The sequence below is a fragment of the Nocardia sp. CDC519 genome (assembly GCF_059509835.1).
In genome coordinates, this window is sequence record NZ_CM183377.1 from 4,522,909 (window position 1) to 4,538,854 (window position 15,946).

At 68.3% G+C, this 15,946-nt stretch carries 13 protein-coding genes; all 13 read right to left on the reverse strand.

Annotated elements, in window-relative coordinates:
- Positions 1 to 117: 117 nt before the first annotated feature.
- Positions 118 to 867, reverse strand: a complete 750-nt coding sequence (locus AC5W7N_RS20230) for a hypothetical protein (protein WP_195021408.1) — start codon at positions 865 to 867, stop codon at positions 118 to 120.
- Between the two features lie 10 nt (positions 868 to 877).
- Entirely contained in the window at positions 878 to 1,939 is a 1,062-nt protein-coding gene (locus AC5W7N_RS20235) for a discoidin domain-containing protein (RefSeq protein WP_163814975.1), read from the reverse strand.
- 77 nt (positions 1,940 to 2,016) lie between these two features.
- Entirely contained in the window at positions 2,017 to 2,352 is a 336-nt protein-coding gene (locus AC5W7N_RS20240; protein ID WP_232052348.1) for a helix-turn-helix domain-containing protein, read from the reverse strand.
- Between the two features lie 27 nt (positions 2,353 to 2,379).
- Positions 2,380 to 4,089 (reverse strand): type VII secretion protein EccE, encoded by a 1,710-nt coding sequence (eccE, locus tag AC5W7N_RS20245; protein WP_280213408.1) that lies wholly within the window; start codon positions 4,087 to 4,089, stop codon positions 2,380 to 2,382.
- A complete protein-coding gene (gene mycP / locus AC5W7N_RS20250; RefSeq protein WP_195021409.1) occupies positions 4,086 to 5,441 on the reverse strand; it encodes a type VII secretion-associated serine protease mycosin in 1,356 nt (451 codons plus the stop codon). The genes eccE and mycP overlap by 4 nt, the downstream gene beginning before the upstream one ends.
- On the reverse strand, positions 5,441 to 6,979 hold the full coding sequence (gene eccD / locus AC5W7N_RS20255; protein ID WP_195021410.1) for a type VII secretion integral membrane protein EccD: 1,539 nt from the start codon (positions 6,977 to 6,979) through the stop codon (positions 5,441 to 5,443). The genes mycP and eccD overlap by 1 nt, the downstream gene beginning before the upstream one ends.
- Complete coding sequence (locus tag AC5W7N_RS20260; RefSeq protein WP_228816062.1) at positions 6,976 to 8,505, reverse strand: MinD/ParA family ATP-binding protein; 1,530 nt, start codon at positions 8,503 to 8,505, stop codon at positions 6,976 to 6,978. The genes eccD and AC5W7N_RS20260 overlap by 4 nt, the downstream gene beginning before the upstream one ends.
- A 34-nt stretch (positions 8,506 to 8,539) precedes the next feature.
- Positions 8,540 to 9,412, reverse strand: coding sequence for an ESX secretion-associated protein EspG (locus AC5W7N_RS20265; protein WP_309139017.1), 873 nt, complete (start codon positions 9,410 to 9,412; stop codon positions 8,540 to 8,542).
- 20 nt (positions 9,413 to 9,432) lie between these two features.
- A complete protein-coding gene (locus AC5W7N_RS20270; protein WP_163814967.1) occupies positions 9,433 to 9,747 on the reverse strand; it encodes a hypothetical protein in 315 nt (104 codons plus the stop codon).
- Between the two features lie 47 nt (positions 9,748 to 9,794).
- Positions 9,795 to 10,106: a hypothetical protein gene (locus tag AC5W7N_RS20275; RefSeq protein ID WP_163814965.1), complete on the reverse strand. Its 312-nt coding sequence runs from the start codon at positions 10,104 to 10,106 to the stop codon at positions 9,795 to 9,797.
- Between the two features lie 29 nt (positions 10,107 to 10,135).
- A complete protein-coding gene (locus tag AC5W7N_RS20280) occupies positions 10,136 to 11,506 on the reverse strand; it encodes a PPE domain-containing protein (RefSeq protein ID WP_495921998.1) in 1,371 nt (456 codons plus the stop codon).
- A 33-nt stretch (positions 11,507 to 11,539) separates the two neighbouring features.
- Positions 11,540 to 11,806: a PE domain-containing protein gene (locus AC5W7N_RS20285; RefSeq protein WP_495921999.1), complete on the reverse strand. Its 267-nt coding sequence runs from the start codon at positions 11,804 to 11,806 to the stop codon at positions 11,540 to 11,542.
- A gap of 151 nt (positions 11,807 to 11,957) precedes the next feature.
- The gene (gene eccCa / locus AC5W7N_RS20290; protein WP_495922000.1) at positions 11,958 to 15,908 is read right to left on the reverse strand and encodes a type VII secretion protein EccCa; all 3,951 of its coding nucleotides are present in this window, start codon (positions 15,906 to 15,908) and stop codon (positions 11,958 to 11,960) included.
- Positions 15,909 to 15,946: the final 38 nt, after the last annotated feature.

Consider the following 15,946-nt stretch of genomic DNA (forward strand, 5'->3'; position numbering starts at 1 on the left):
CGCCTTCCGCCATCGTCGGGTGGGGTTACCGAACAAGAGTAATACGTTGTTCAACGTACCGCTATCTAACGGTACATTAACTGAGGGTTTATAGCTCGTGGTTTGCGCGAATCGCGATCACTGCAGCAAACCCGCGCGCGACAGGAACTCCCGCGCGCCGGCCGAACCGGCGAACGTGCCGGTGTCGAGCAGCAATCCGGTGCTCGGGTTCGCGTACTGCACGGCAGCCGAAGCGCTCAGCGCCGCGAACACCGCACCGTCGGCCAACACCGTCGATCCGGCCGAACGCCATTGACCCACAGTGTCGTTCAACCGCGTCCGAGGCACCAGCCGAGCGTGAAAGATCAGATCCCGCCCGGAGGTGATCGACCCGGACAACATCGGATGCCGTGCGCCGATCACACACCGCTCCACCGGCACACCCGATTCCGCCATCGGCTGACATGACGCGGCCGCGCGCAGCGGAGCGGGCAGCACCATGACCGCGGACCCCATCGCCGTGCCCTCCGGCGGCGGGATCGACACCGAACATGATCGGGCGAGCAGGAATCCGAGCACGAGCAACACCACGATCGCGGCGCCCACCGCCTGCCACTGCCAGCGCGGATGCGGCGCATGGGCCACCGCGTGTTCCACCGCCTCGGCATCTTTGCGCACCGCTGCCGCGTCGTCGCGGACGATCTCGCCGACCCTGCGCAGCGTGGTTCCGATCAACGCCCGTGTGCTCGGCTCCGGTGCCGTCGACGGCTGCGGCGGGGCTGACGCGGTGGGCACGCCGGGCGCGGCCAACGGTGCACCGCAGTTGGTGCAGGTGGCGTGCCCGCCGCTGTCGCGGTGCGAGCAGTACTGACAGATCACTGCGGACACGGTGGCACTCTCACCGCCCGGTGATGACGATGGAGGAGATCGCGGTGGTGTTCACCGATGACGCACCACTGGATTCGAGGACGGTCAGCACGATCTCCGAGGCCTGCACCGGAGGTTCGATCCTGGTCTCCACCAGCGTGCGCTGATCGAGGGTTTCCTGGGTGTAGACGGTGTCGTCCTTGTCGTCGAATTGATACGAAACGCGGCTCACGGTGCGGAATTTCGCCCACTGATCCACACCGTCGGTGCCCACGTGGTCCCACCCGGGCACGATCGCGATCGATTCGATCTCGTAGGTCTTGCCGAGGTCGATGCGGATGATCTGCCCATCGACCTGATAGGCGCGCGCACACGACCACGCCTTGCCCGGCTCACCGGAGAAGGCGTCCATGGCATCGGTGCCACCCGGCGGGCACTGCGACTTCGCCGACTCGGGCACGATGACGCTGCCCGGCGCCGGACCGGGCGGCGGGGCCGCGGGGGCGCTGGTCGGCGCCTCGGTGAGCACCTGCAGTTGCTCGGACTTGGTCTCCTCACCACCGGTGACGACCAGGATGAAGACCAGCAGCACCGCGAGGGCGGCGGCCACCCCGAGCGCAACCTTCGGTTTCCGCAGCTGCGTCACCAGATCGCGGGCGTACTGATCCGCGCCGCCGCGACGACCTGCCGTATCGGGCGGTCGCTGCGCGGGAGCGGAGGTCTCGGTACGCGGCGGCTCGTCGGCGGCGGCCTCCCGGAGCCGGGAGGCGGGCACACCCGCGAATTCCGACCCCAGCGACGAATGCGACCCGGAATCCGGCGACTGACCGCTCAGCAGCGCATTGATGCGCTCACTCGCACTGGTCTCGCGCCTACGTGGCGCGGCCCCCGCCGAACCGGCTGCCGCCGCGGACGCGGCGATCGCGGCCATGAGTTCTGGGTCGGGGGTGTTGCTGCTGGGTGCCGCGGCCGATGCCGGACGGTCGGCGACCGCACCGCCGCCGGATGATCCGAGCGCGGGATCGGACAGCAGGGCATCCAGCACCGCGCCGCGGTTACGAAGGAAGACATCTCCCGGGTCCTCGGCGGGCATGCTCGGATGGTATCCCGGGTTCGCGCCCGGCGAGCCGACGCTATTCCCGGCACCGAGAACAGCGTGGCCGGACCGCGCTACTTGTCGGCGGTGACGAAATATTCAGGCGGAACGTCGAATACGCGGGCCAGCGCGATGATCAGATCGAGCCGCGGAATCGCCTGGCCGTGGATGAGCCGGTACAGCCCCGACTGGGACACCGGCACATCCGGGTAGGCGAGTTCGAGGTGCTGCGCGAGCGAGTACAACGTCAGCGATCGCGTGGAGCCGTCGTCGGTGGAAACCACCGACTCGGCGATCAGCTCCGAGAGTTTGCTGGAAAATATCGCCGCCGCGGACTGTCTCGGAGTGAGTTCGTCCGCGTCGTCGGGTTGAGGGGAGGATTCGACATCCGACCGGGAGTCCGCTGCCACGATCTGCGACCCTACCGTCTCCATGACTCAACTGACACGACGGCCACCTGGTGGTGCGAGCAACGCCACCTCCGAACCCGCCGGCGCACCGGGCGGGGCGGGCCGGTCGGCGGCATCCAGGTACCGGGTTTCGCCCCTCGGTTCGATCAGGTCCACCCGTACTCGGCGCATCGGAATACTCACATCCACCGCCGTCGCGCTGACCTGATCGATGGCCAGATCGGCGGCCCGTCTGCGCGGCGCACCCGGCTCGGAGATCGTCACGGTGGTCTGCGCGGCGGAGGCGTGCGCGGGTACCTGGTCGAAGACCGCGATCGTCGCCGAAGAGGCCGCGCCGGCACCGTTGTCGTGGGTGGCATCGGCCAGCCGCAGCGTCGACGGGTCACCGACGGCCGACACCAGCTGGCGCCAGCGCTGCGGTCTGCTGGTGTGGATCTCGACCTCCGCCCCGACCACCGTCGCGCGCAACAGGATCTGCTGCGCCACCGACAGTTGTGCCCGCACATCGATCGAGCGCCGGCGCGGGTTGTAGCGCGCCGGGTCGAACAACGGCAGCGCCAGCGTGTGTCGCGGCTGACCGCTGACCGCACCGAGGATCTGACCATTGGGGCCGATGGCGATCGGCAGCTCCCACAGCTGGGGCAGGGTCGCGGTGTCGCTGCCGGTTTCGTCGGGCGGCAGTGCGTCGACGGACAGTTCGGCAGGCAGCGTGGCCAGCAGCGCATCCGCCTGGCGACCCGAGACCAGGTTCAGGTAGTCGGGAAGGTCCTTGGCCTCGACCGCGGGCCCGATGAAACGCACCAGGGCGCGGGGCCCGCGCTCGGTGGTCAAGCTCACCACCAGCGTGGTGCGGCCACTGTTCCAGGACCAGCAATCGTCCAGCCCCGCGCCGTCGAGCCGATTCCAGTCGATGACGAAGCTGGTGACGCAACGACCGGGTGCGGAGGATTCCAGCCGGTTCCACGTCTCCCGCAGATCCGGTAGTTCCACGCCCGCGTGCAGCAGCCGGGTGGCCTCACGCAGCGCGGCGGCGGGCAGGGCGTGGGCTTGGATGCCACGTTCACGCAACCGGCCCGCGATCCGGTGGGCCGCGGCGGCCAGCGCCTTGGGAGCCACGACCTCGCACGGTCCACGCCGGTTCAGCACCCGCAGATTGCGTTCCTGATCCAACCGCACCACCAGCCAGGTCAGCCGGTCGCCGACCACCGGATGCGAACCGATCAGCTGGTCGTAGAGCATGCTGTAGCTGCCGGTCGGGCGCACCCGCTGGCCGGTGGTGACGATGTCGATGCCGACCTGGATGCCGTACTGGTCCAGCAACGGCACCAGAGCATCGACCGGCACCGTGTCCTCGGTGTAGATCGAGGTGTCGGCGATGACGGTGGGCAGGTCCAGATCGGGGGCCAGCTGGATCATCGCGACCAGGGTGTTACCCGACCTCCGGACACCGCAGGCCCCGCTCTTGGTCTCCACGTCCTGGATGTCCGGCGGCTCGGCCAGCAGCCGCGCCCGCGCGGAGCGACCGGAGCGGTATTCCACCCAGTCGAGCAACCAGCGCACGGTGGTCCGGCCGTTGACCCGGACGGTGACCGTCACCAGCAACACCGTGACCACGGCCGCACCGGCCCACCACGGTGTGTGCGCCGACAGCGTCACCAGGAAGGGACTGCCGCCGACCGCCAGCACAGCGAACGGGACGCGTTCGGCACCGCCGACGCGCACACTCGGAAACCTCACCGCCGCCTCCGGATGGCATTGCCCGCGTAGGTCGCGCCCGCGCCGAGGATCGCCGCGGCGACGATGACGATCGTCGCGGTGACCGCCGGGCGTGCGTCGTCGGCTCGTGGTGGCGGCGGGATGTCCAAGGCCGCCGAGGCGAACAGCCCCTGCGGCGGTTGCGGTGGTGTGCGGTAGGCAAGGGCGGCGGCGGGGTCGATCACGCCCGCGCCGACCGCATTGTCGATCCCGCGCGCCGGTTTGTGGGCACTGGCCTGCAAGCGAGCCGCGATCTCGGCCGGAGTCTCGTTGGGAAAGCGGGAGCGCAGCAACGCCGCGACACCGCTGACGTACGCGGCGGCGAACGAGGCACCCGCCACCGGCACCAATTTGCCGGGAGCGCCGACGCCGTTGATGAGCCCGATGCCGCCCGGACCGAGTGATTCGATGCCGGTACCCGGTGCCGCCACCGACACCCAGGGACCGTTCAGCGAGTCCGGCATCGGTGTGCCGTTGGCGGTGGTGAAGCCGACCGTCAGCACGGTCGGTGCGTACCAGCCGGGTGTCGAGATGGTCCCGACGTCGCGCCAGTTCCGTTCGTCGGTGGGCCGTCCCGGATCGATCTTCGGGTTCTGCCGGCAGCCATCGGCACCGGTGTTGCCGGCGCCGGCCACGATGAGCGAGCCCTTCACGTGGGTCGCGTAGCCGACGGCCGCGGCGACCATGTCGTGGTCGGCGGGCTCGTCGACGGGCACGCAGACCGGCAGCGACACCGTGATCACCCCGGCACCGAGGTTGGCCGCCCTGATGATGGCTCGGGCCAGCGCGCGCATATCGGTGGTCTTCTGTGCGGTCTGATCGCCTGCGGGCCGTTCGGCCCGGAACGCACCGGACCGGTAGCGAATCGAGATGATCCGCGCATCCGGCGCCACGCCGGCGAAAGCGTCCGCCGGATCGGCTGTGGCGCCGATGATTCCGGCGACCAGCGTGCCGTGGGCGTCACAGTCGGACAGGCCGTCGCCGCCCGCGGTGACATAGTCTCCGCCACCGACCAGGTTGGGCAGCCGCGGATTCGGTTGCACGCCCGTATCGATGACGGCGACGGTCACCCCCGCGCCCCGGCTCAACGATCGCGCCCGCTCGAGGTCCAGCGCCAGATCCGGCGGCGGCACCTGCGTCAGATCGCTGTCGGGCAGCACACCGGTGGCCAGGCACGCCTTGTCCTGCTTGGTCGGGAACTCCGGTCCGGGCGGATCGTCCGGTGGCGGTGGGCCGACGACCACCTGCGGCGGCGCCACCGCCGCGGCCGGCCCGGTGGCGATGGCCAGCATCAGCCCGGCGAGCGCCGCCACCGCGACGCGTCCGCCACCCATCAGAGCTCCCGCATAGCGGTGTAGATACCCATGATCCAGAACGCGATGATCGGCACGACCAGAATGTGGGCGTATTCGATGAGATCGATGACGCGACGCGTCGGCGGTGACAGCCGCTTGCCCGGCATCCGCACCGCCGCCACGCAGGCGAGGGTGGCCAGTACCGCGACGACCGCGACGACGACCAGTCGCGCCGGCGCCGTCTCGTAGGCGCCGACCAGAACCCAGCCGACCCCGGCGACCGTCACCGCGGCCGCACAGACCAGCGCGATCGCCTGCACCAGATCCGGATACCAGCGTGAGCGCAGCACCAGCACCACGGCTACCGCACCGGCGAGCACGATTTCACGGATCCCGCCCGGACTGACCGCCGCGGTGATCACCGAGGAGACGGCCAGCAGGGTGGAGATCGCGACGATCAGGCCGCGCAGGCTCGTCACCGCGAGCCTGGCCCGGCTCTCGATGCCGGTGGAGGCATCGCGCCGGTCGGAATCCTCGGCCGCCCGGTCCTGCTCACCGTCGCCGCCGGATTCGGCGTCGAAGATCCCGGTCAGGGTCGACGGCGCGACCTCGTTGCCCGGGTCGGGCAGGTCCGGTGGACGGATGCGCGCGATCACCACGGCGATGCGGGGCGCCAGCGTCAACAGGATCAGGCCGACGAACACCGCGCCACTGGACACCTGACGGACCGCCAGATCCGAATAGGTCAGCGGCAGTGCGGCCGCGGTGAGCGTCAGGCCGGTCACGGTCACCGCCATCAGGGTGGCGATCCCGAGCCCGGTCAGCCGGATCATGGTCGCCGCGGCCACCGCGACGACCACCGCGCCTGCCGCGAGATTGGCCGCGGCGAACGGCCCCGGCTCGCCGTACTCGGGCGGCACCAGCATGGCCGCACCCGCGAACAGCAGCGGAAGCGCGGCCAGGGACAGACCGAGACAGATGTGTGGCGCGGATTCGCGCGCACGCGACCGCACGGCCGCGCCCCAGCAGATCAGCCCGAGCAACAGCGCGGGCAGCGCACACCACCACAGCGACCCGGTCTCGGTCCATGACCACGACAGCAGCGCCGCGACGACGGTCGACCCCGCCCCCAGCGCCGCGAGTCCGACGATGCTGGACGCGCGGGGGTCGAACTCGGCGAACTCGCGCTCGTTGATCATCGCCAGTGCGTCGGTGATGTCCTCGACGACGGGTGTGAACACCTCCGCCGATTCCACCACCGACAGCATCAGCACCGTGCCGTCGACGACATCGTGATCGGCCAGCGTGCGCCAACGCGGCATCGGCGGCTCCCCCGGCCGCCCGAGACTCCACTGCCCGGCGGGCGGGGTGAAGTCCACGCTCTCGTCGTCTATCGCATCGGCGAGGACGACGAGCAGATCGTCGATGAAGGTCTCGATGCTGAACTTCGTCGGGACCACGACATCGACCTGGTATGTCCCCACGAGCACCGCGATCCTGGCCCGTGCGACCTCGGCGGGCGGCTGCGCCGCAGTGGCCGGAGACGAATTCGCCGGCGGCGCAACAACAGTGGTCATCGCCACCCTCCGTGATGGCCGGGATCACCGGCGAGATGAGTCGGGAAGTCGTCGGCGAGCGCGGCCGCGAGTTCTTCGAACGCGAGCTTGGTCTCCTTGGTGACCAGCCGCAGATCGATCTCGCCGCCCTCGGCCAGATGCGCGTCGTACGGGAGGGTGAACGTGGGCCGATGGGCGGTGGCGAACAGATTCTCGATCGCTTCGACGTCCACGGTCGGCTTGAGCGGCTGATGATGCACGATGGCCACCATCGACTTCGCGATCAACCGATCCAGTCCGTGGGTGCTCAGCCAGTTCAGCGTCGCCACCGCACCGGTCACGCCACCCACGGTCGCCGGGGTCACGACCACGACCGCGTCGCTGGTCTGCAACACCGTCCGGGTGGCCGAATCCAGCACGCCGGTACCGCAGTCGACGAGCAGCAGGTTGTAGTGGCGGCGCAGGATCTCCACCCCGGTGCCGTATTCCTGGCCGGAGAGCGCCTCGTTCGCCTCGGTGGTCCACGGTGAGGCGAGAACAGCCAGATTCGACGCATTGACCGAGGTGTAGGACTGCACCGCCGAGAAGGCGCCGAGATTGGGATCGCGCGCCAGTTCGCGCAGCGTGAGCCCATAGGGGTGGCGCACCGTCCGGGTGGACAGATCGCCGAAGTCCGGATTGGCGTCGATCGCGACGACGCGATCGGGACGCAGCGAGGCGAACGTGGAGCCGAGAGTCGCGGTGGTGGTGGTCCGGCCGACGCCGCCCTTCACGCTGATCATCGCGATCTGGTAGGTGTTGTTGAGCTGTCGGCGGATTCGGCTGCGGCGATCTTCGGTGCGCTGTTCGGCCGGCGAGAGCCCGAGCCGGAAACCCACCTTGTTCAGCGCACCGCGCACACCGCTGTTGGAGCGCAGCTGAGCCTGATTGGCCGCGGAGATGTTCGCCAGCAACTCGATGGAAGTGAGCGCGACCGGAAGTACTTCGACGCGCGACTGGTCCACAGTGGTGACCTCGACGCGGTCGGGCACCCAGTTGTTGGGCGGTGGCGCGGCAGCACCGGACGCCGGGTTCTGCAACTGATTCGGCTGCGCGGGCGGGTACCCGGACTGCGTCTGTTGCTGCTGTTGCTGCTGTTGTTGTTGCTGGTGCTGTGGTTGTTGCTGGTGTTGCTGTTGTTGGTGCTGGTCTTGCGCAGGCCGGGCCTGGCCGGCGGCGTTCTGCTCGGCACCCGGCGCCGCGACAGCTGCCGCGGGCGGCGGCGCATCGCTGTTCGGCAACGACAATGAACTGGGCGCACCTGGCGCCGAAACCTGCTGCGGTGCCGAGCTGTTGCCCTGGGCCGGCGCAGCGGTGGGTCCCCGCTGGTCGCCCGCGGGCCTCGATGCGTCCGCCGCTTCGGTAGTCGACGGATGCACACCGGCCCCGCCCACCCCGGTGACCGACCCCGGCGGCAGGTCCACCTGCTGGGCGAAGTAGGCGTCGTAGCCACCGCGAGCCCGCACGGGCTCCGCGGAATGACCGTTCGTGGTCGGTGCGCGATTCATCTGTTCGTCCTCTCCGAAACCGCTCTGGGGACGGTCAACTGATGCGGGTGGTGTCGAACCAGCTCCGGCCGGGCAACAATTCGACCAGCGCCGCCACAGCGGTCGCGATCGCGGAATCGTCACCCGGCAGGTATGTGGTCCACAGCTGCCCATCCATCGCGACGCTCGGCGTCACAACGATCCGGCCCGACACCGTGTCGAGCACTGCCGAACTCACCTTCGGTACCGCCTGGACGCCGTCGTGATGTTCGAACATCACAATCTCCGCGCGGCGGACCACCTCGTCCATCACCCTGCTGAGCACACCGGCGGTCTGCCGGTGCGCACCGAGCTCCAGCAGCGCCTGCCGTCGCTCGGTCTGTTCGGACGGTACCTCACCGAACTGTTCCTCGGTGGCGGACAGCGGCTCGAATTCCAGTGGCGGACAGGGACCCACCGCTGCGACGACCGCGGCGGCGAGCGTCTCCAGACTCCGGCCTTCGACGAACACCGGCTGGATGACGACATGGTCGTCGCAGCGCACCGCCAGCACATGCTGCTCGCCCTGACGTACCAGGGACATGCGCAGCATCGCCATGTCGTCGTCGCCCTGCCCGCGGTCGATGACCCGGACGACGAGTTCGGCGTCGGGACGGTCCAGGCAGTGCAACCACTGCCGGACCACGGGATGCACGCGACCGTCCTCGACGATGCCCGCGGTCTCGAGCTCGTCGAGGACGACCGCGCGTACCCGTGCGTGATCGTCTTCGTCGTAGATGTTCGGAAGCAGGGCCAGGACCGGCGGATAGTCGTCGATCCCGGTCAGATCCTGCAGCGCCAGCGCCGCGTCGACATTGAGATCGACGACGGTCGGGTCCTGATCGGCGTCATCCGATCCGGCGATATACGAACCTGACGAAGAAATCACCACTGGTGGACAACCACTCCTTATCCGAGGATCCCGTCGAACAACCCGCGCAGGCCCTTGTCGGTGATGTGCATTTCACCGCCGCTGCCGCCCACGTTGCCGACCGCGCCCTTGAGGCCCTTCAGCGCCGTGTTGTATTCGTTGACGAGAGTGTCGAACCGGGCCTGGAACTGAGACTGCGATTCACCACCCTCACCACGGAAGTTCTCGGCGACCAGATTGCTCAAGGTGCGCTTCTCGGTGTCGTTCAGTTCCATCTGCGAAAGCAGATTGGTGGTCGCCTGAACGAGCTCGTCTACCCGGTAATAGTCATCGGTCAATTCGCCTGCGGCCATGATATTCCATCCCTTCTAATACGAATAGTTTTGTATGAGACGATTTCTCAGAAGTTGAAGTTCGTGCTCTTGCCGACGGCAACGGAACCATCGAGGTCCTGGTTGCCGACGCGCGCGCCGGAGGTCTTCAGGGCGTCGACCGCTTCGTTCAGGAACTTCTGCAACTGCGTGCCCTTGTTGATCGCGTTCTCGAACTCGTCCTGAGTAGCCTTACCGGTCGCACCGGTCAGCGGAGCCTGGAACTGAACCTTCAGATCGCGCAGCACCGACATGTGCGCGCCCATCGTCTCCACATGAGTGAAGAACTTGTCGGCGAACCCTTGCAGCTCCCCCTGTGAGCCGTTATATCCCATCGCCATAATGACATTCCTTTCAGACAGTCCGTGTTTCACACTCGGGCGGATTCGCCGAGTAGTTCTTGGTCTCGTGTCTCGACGTCATCGGAGTATTCGATGACGCCGATGGCCGGGGGTCTCTCCAGTACTGGCACCTCCTGGGGTTCGCCGGGGGTGTACACCGCGGCCGTTTTCCGAAGTTCCTCGTTGTCGCGGCGACGGCGACGAGTGTTCGGGGCGATGGCCCCGCGCGGTGGGGCGTTCCTGGCCGCGGGTGGGCCCGAGGGGGGAGCGACCGGCGCACCGAAGGTCGCGCCCGGCGCGCGCAGCGACCAGCTCGGCGGCATTCGGAATCCGGTGGCGGCCCCCGACATCGCGCCGATACCGCCACGGACCATGCCGAGAGCGACGGCCGAGCCGACACCACCTTGCAGGCCGGCCAGGGTCGTCGATCCCGGTGTGGTACCGAAGAAGCCCGGATCGCCTTCCATCGCGCCCTGACCGAACGTGTCCGGCCCGGGTGTGCCCATATCCGTCAGCGTTTCCGGCGCGCTGACCGGATCGCTCAACCCGGGGTCTCCCGGCATCGCGTCATTGGGCCCGGCGCCACCATCGGTCGGAAGGGTGTCGCCGCCGTTGGATCCGCCGCCGGCGTCGGAGGAGCCACCACCACCGGAATCGGAGGATCCGCCACCGCCGCCGTCGCCACCGCCGTTACTGCCGCCGTCGCCACCGCCGGAGGACGAAAGACCGTCCTGGCCACCGGATCTGTCGAACTGCGAGCCGCCGTTGCCGAATTCACCGCCCTGGCCGCCCTGCCCCCAACCCGTCGAGTTCGGGCCGGTGTCGGGCAACAGGCTCGTGAGCGGCGGCACCATGCCTCCGCCTGCCGCGGAGGTGATGGCCGGCGGCGGGATCGGTGGCGGCAGTGAAGCCGCGTTCGCCAGCGACTCGGTTTCGTAATATGCCATCGCAGCCGCCGCCATCGCCCGCATCACCATGTACTCGGCTTCGTTGAGCGCGAAAGCCGCCGCGCTCGCTCCGGCCATCGTCGAGCCCGCGGCCAGTGACACGGCTCTGGCGCGATTGGCGATGATCGCCTCGGGGCGCGGCATCACCTCGCGAGCGACCGTGTAGGCCCCCGCCTGGGCGTCACATCGAACCGCCACCTGAGCGGCGAGGTCGGCCTGCTGCCGCAGCCAAGCCGAATGCCGGCGATAGGCGGCCAGCGCGCCGTTGGAGGTATCTCCCTTCCAATGCGCGGCCAGGGCAGCGGTATGCGCTTCCGAACAGGTGGCCGCGATACTCATCGTTTCGGCGATACCACGGTAGGCCCGCGCTGTCTGCTCCATCGGCCAGGGACCTGGCCCGGTATTGAGCGCGATGGACATCGCCAATGGCGACAACGCAGCAAAAATCGGCACTGTCGGCCTCCACCTTTGCGATGAGACGCGCTATCAGCGCAGCGCGGATACCGACCCGTACGCGGAAACCGTTCCGCCACCGGCGATATCGGAGTCCGTGTACGCCGTTGCGACAGGCGCCAGCACTTCACCGCCGTCACGCCGCTTGAGCGACCCGTCGCCCACCTCCTTCAGCAAAGACCCGGCGTAGGTGTTGAACCTTGCCGAAACCATCTTGCTGACCGGGTCGAGGGCGGCGGGCATGGCGATGGTCGCCGGCGCCGCGATCGAGAGCGCAGCCTCGAACGCGGCCTGATCCACTTCGTACGAGGCACCGGTCGACCGCATTGCCGACGACGAGACTTGGAGAGGGAGTGTCATCGCATTACTCCAATCAACACCATGAACAGCTCGGAGCGAGCTGCCTGAGTAGAACGGTAAGTTATGTCCAACAGTGGGAAGGCTCACAGTTTCACAGCCGTGGAGGTATCCACGCCGACTGCACGAGCTCGCGCCGGGTCAGCATCGGCTCCACCAGAATTCCGCGTCCCGGCGGCTGCTTCGTGGCGCGCACATCACCGATGAGGGCACCGTCCTGCCGGGTGCCGTCCATGATCAGGCCGGACGAGTTCAGGTTGCGGATACCGCCGATGACGTTGTCGTACATGGCCGTATCGGCGCCGGCGATATTGCGGGCGACGACGACGTGCAGGCCGGTATCGCGGCCGTCGACCAGGATCTGCTTGAGCGGATCCAGCGGATTCATCGCACCTCGCGGCACCACCATGTGGTAGTCGTCGACGAAGACGAAGACCTCGGGGCCGCTCCACCAGGAGCGCTCGGCCAGCTGCCGGGTGGTCACCGTGTCGGGCGGCCTGCGGCTGTCCATCTTCGCCAGCAGATCCGGCATGATGCCCACCACATCGCGCTCGTTCGTGACATGCGCGATCAGCATGTTCTCCGGAACGGCTCCGAGATGGCGGCGGCGGTAGTCCACCAGCAGGATCCGCGCCTCATCGGCGGTGAACCGGCGGGTGATCGATTCCAGCAGCGACGCGATGACCGACGATTTGCCGGAGCCCGAGGAGCCGAGCACGGTGAAGTGCGTCGACATGCCGAAGTCGATCGTCGCAGGCCCCAGATCGGATTCGCGCACACCGAACGGGACCACCAGCCGCTGCGCCAGATTCGTGGGCGCGGGGGTCGCGGGGATCTCGTCGAATTCCAGCAGGGCGGGCAGCAGCCGCACCGGCGGCGCCGCACGATCGGGGTACCGGCGGTGTACCTCGGCGATCGCCGCTTCCAGGCCGGTCGCCACCGATTCGGAGTCGGCGATCCCATCGATCCGGGGCAGCGCCACGAACATGTGCAATGCCTCGGCCGACACACAGCGGCCGGGGCGATCGGTGGGGATCGCGGCGATCACATTGCGGTGGGTATTGAAGGTGGTATCGGTGAGGTCGCCGAGCCGCATCTCGATCCGGGTCTGGATCATGTCCTTGACCGCGGGCCGCACCGCCATCCAGCGCGAACTCGTCAGCACCAGGTGGATGCCGAAGTTCAAGCCTTGCAGCGCGATCTGCTCCATGGTCGCGGAGTACTCGTCGAAGTAGGGTCCGTTGGTGGACAATCCGATGTCCCAGCCGTCCACGACCAGGAAGACATCACCGTACGGGTCGCGATCGGCCCAGGGTGGGCGCCCACCGGACTCGTTGCGCATCGCACGGAACTTCCGGATGGTGTCGATGCCGAACTCCGCGAACAGGTTCTGCCTGGTTTCGAGCAGATTCGTGATCAGCGCGATGGTGCGCCGGATGCGGTCCTGATCGCGCGGCCCGGCCACCGAGCCGACGTGCGGCAACGATCGGATCGCCGACAACGAGCCGCCGGAGAAGTCCACGCAGTAGAACTGCACCTGTTCCGGGGTGTGGGTGAGCGCGGCCGACAGCATGAACGTCTGCAGTGCCGTCGACTTACCGGACTGCGGGCCACCCACGATCGCCATATGCCCGCCGGCCGCCGAGAGATCGGCCGTCCAGCTATCCTGGCGCTGCTGGCGCGGCTTATCGATCAAGGCGACCGGAATGCTCAGCGAACCCGGCTCGGTCCCGCCCAGCAGGCGGTCCAGCGTGGGCGGGGTGTTCAGCGGCGGCAGCCACATCTTGTGTGCCGGCCTGCCGTGTCCTGCCAATTGCTGCAGCACCGTCTCCATCACGGTGATCTGCTCGCCCTCGACCGCCTCGGGCTGCTGGGACCGGGTGGGCGCCTGCTCGACCACAGTCGGCCGGATATCGGCGACCGGGCCGGTGGTGAATCGTTGCGGCGGACGGTATCCGCCCCCGGCGCGCCGGGCCCGGTTCGACGCGTTCGGCGCCGAGACGGTCGCGCGCGGCGTGTACGCCTCGCCGACGTAGGTGGCTTGGAACCGTTGCAGATCACCGGAACCGACCCGCAGATAGCCCGAGCCCGGCTTCTTCGGCAGGTGGTAGGCATCCGCGGTGCCGATGGCGTCACGGGAGTCGCTGGTCTGGTTGGTGCGCAGGGCCACTCGATAGGACAGGTGCGCCTCCAGCTCACCCATCCGGTTCGCCGGCACCTTCTGCGAGGACAGCAGCAGGTGGATGCGCAGCGACCGCCCGAGCCGGCCGATCGCGACGAACAGTTTCGAGAAGTCCGGGTAGTGCTCGAGCAGTTCGGCGAACTCGTCCAGGATGATGAACAGCGTCGGCAGCGGGGCCAGGTCCGCGCCCTGTTCCCTGGCCCGCTCGTAGTCGGCGACGTTGGCGAAATTGCCCGCGTCGCGCAGAATGCGCTGGCGGCGCACCATTTCGCCGTTGATCACGTCCTCCATACGGGTGACCAGGTCGGACTCTTCCTCCATGTTGGTCACCACGGCGGTCACGTGTGAGAGCCGGTCGAAGCCGAGGAAGGTGGCACCACCCTTGAAGTCGACCAGCAGCAGGTTCAGCTGGTCCGGAGAGTGGGTGGCGACGGCGGAGAGCACGAGGGTCCGCAGGAATTCCGATTTACCCGAACCGGTGGCGCCGATACACATGCCGTGCGGGCCCATGCCATCTTCGGCCGATTCCTTGATATCCAGGTGCACGATCGCGCCCGCCGGATCGTGCCCGAACGGGATGTTCAGCCGGGCCCGATCGCTGTCACGGCGCATCGGCCACTGCTGGTCGATGCGGATATCGCCGGGATCGGTGAGACCGACCATCTCCTCCCAGGAGGTGCCGGTGCTGGCCTGTTCGGCCGCGACCGCCTCCACCACCGTGGACAGCCGGTACGGGGCCACGCGCCGGGCCAGCGCCATCATCGCGGGCAGCGACAGGGAATCCGCGACACCGACTCGGCGCAGGCCGCGCGCGGTCACCTCGCTGAGCGAACGATCCTCGCCGACAGTGAATTTCAGCGCTCGCGGCAGCGACTGCTCGGCGGGACCGAGGCGCAACCAGGTGCAGCCGTCGATGCCGGAGATATCGCGCTCGTTGGCCTGGCCGCCGACATCGACGATCAGCAGGTGATGCTTGCGGTCGAGCGCGGGCTCGCTGTTGGCGGAGAACGGGCCTCGATTGAGATCGGCCAGCACCTTGGCGCGCAATTCGCCGACGCTGCGATACACCATCCTGGCGGGGCCGACCGCGTCGGTGGCGGTGGGATGCTGGGTATGCGGCAGCCATTTCAGCCACGCCCACTCGGGCGCGTCCGGATCCGTCAGCGCCGCCGCGACGGCCACCTGGTCCGGCCCGTGCAGGACGACGGCCTCGGCGATCATCGCGCGGATCAATCCGGCCACCGCGGCCGGATCACCGTCGAACCCGACCTGCGGCGCGGACAGCAGATTGATCGCGACCGGCATACCACCGACGGTGGAGTACGCCTTGGCGAACCTGGTGAGTTCGACGACGCCGACCGGATCGAGATCGGAGGTCGGCGCCGCTTCGGGCACGATCACCCGCACCTGGTTGGCGATGCGCCCCCGCCCGATCCGCACCCGCAGGAACTGCGGGCTGGCCACCTGCACTTCCCACATGCGCTTGCCGCCGACCAACCGGGCGATCTCGGCAGGCCCGGGGTGGGTGTAGCGCAGGAAGGTGTGCAGATCCTTTTCGGCCTCGTGCACGGTCTTGCGGTTGTCGGTGATGCTGCGCAGGTAGTCCTTGCGTTCCTCGTTGAGGCTCGCCGCCGATGTCCCGCCACCGCCGGAGAACTGCCCGCCGACCATGCCGAACATCGACACCATCATCATCAGCGGGAAGAACAGCATCATCGGCGATGTCGGCATCCCACTGCGGAACATCATCACCATCATGCCGACCATGGCCGCGACCATGACGACGGGCAGGATCATCTTGAGCTTGGACGGCGGGACCGGCTTGGGCAGTTCGGTCGGCGGCTGCAACCGGAGTTCGGTCACCGCGGGAGCTTTGGGCCCACGGATCATCCGGGCCGGCC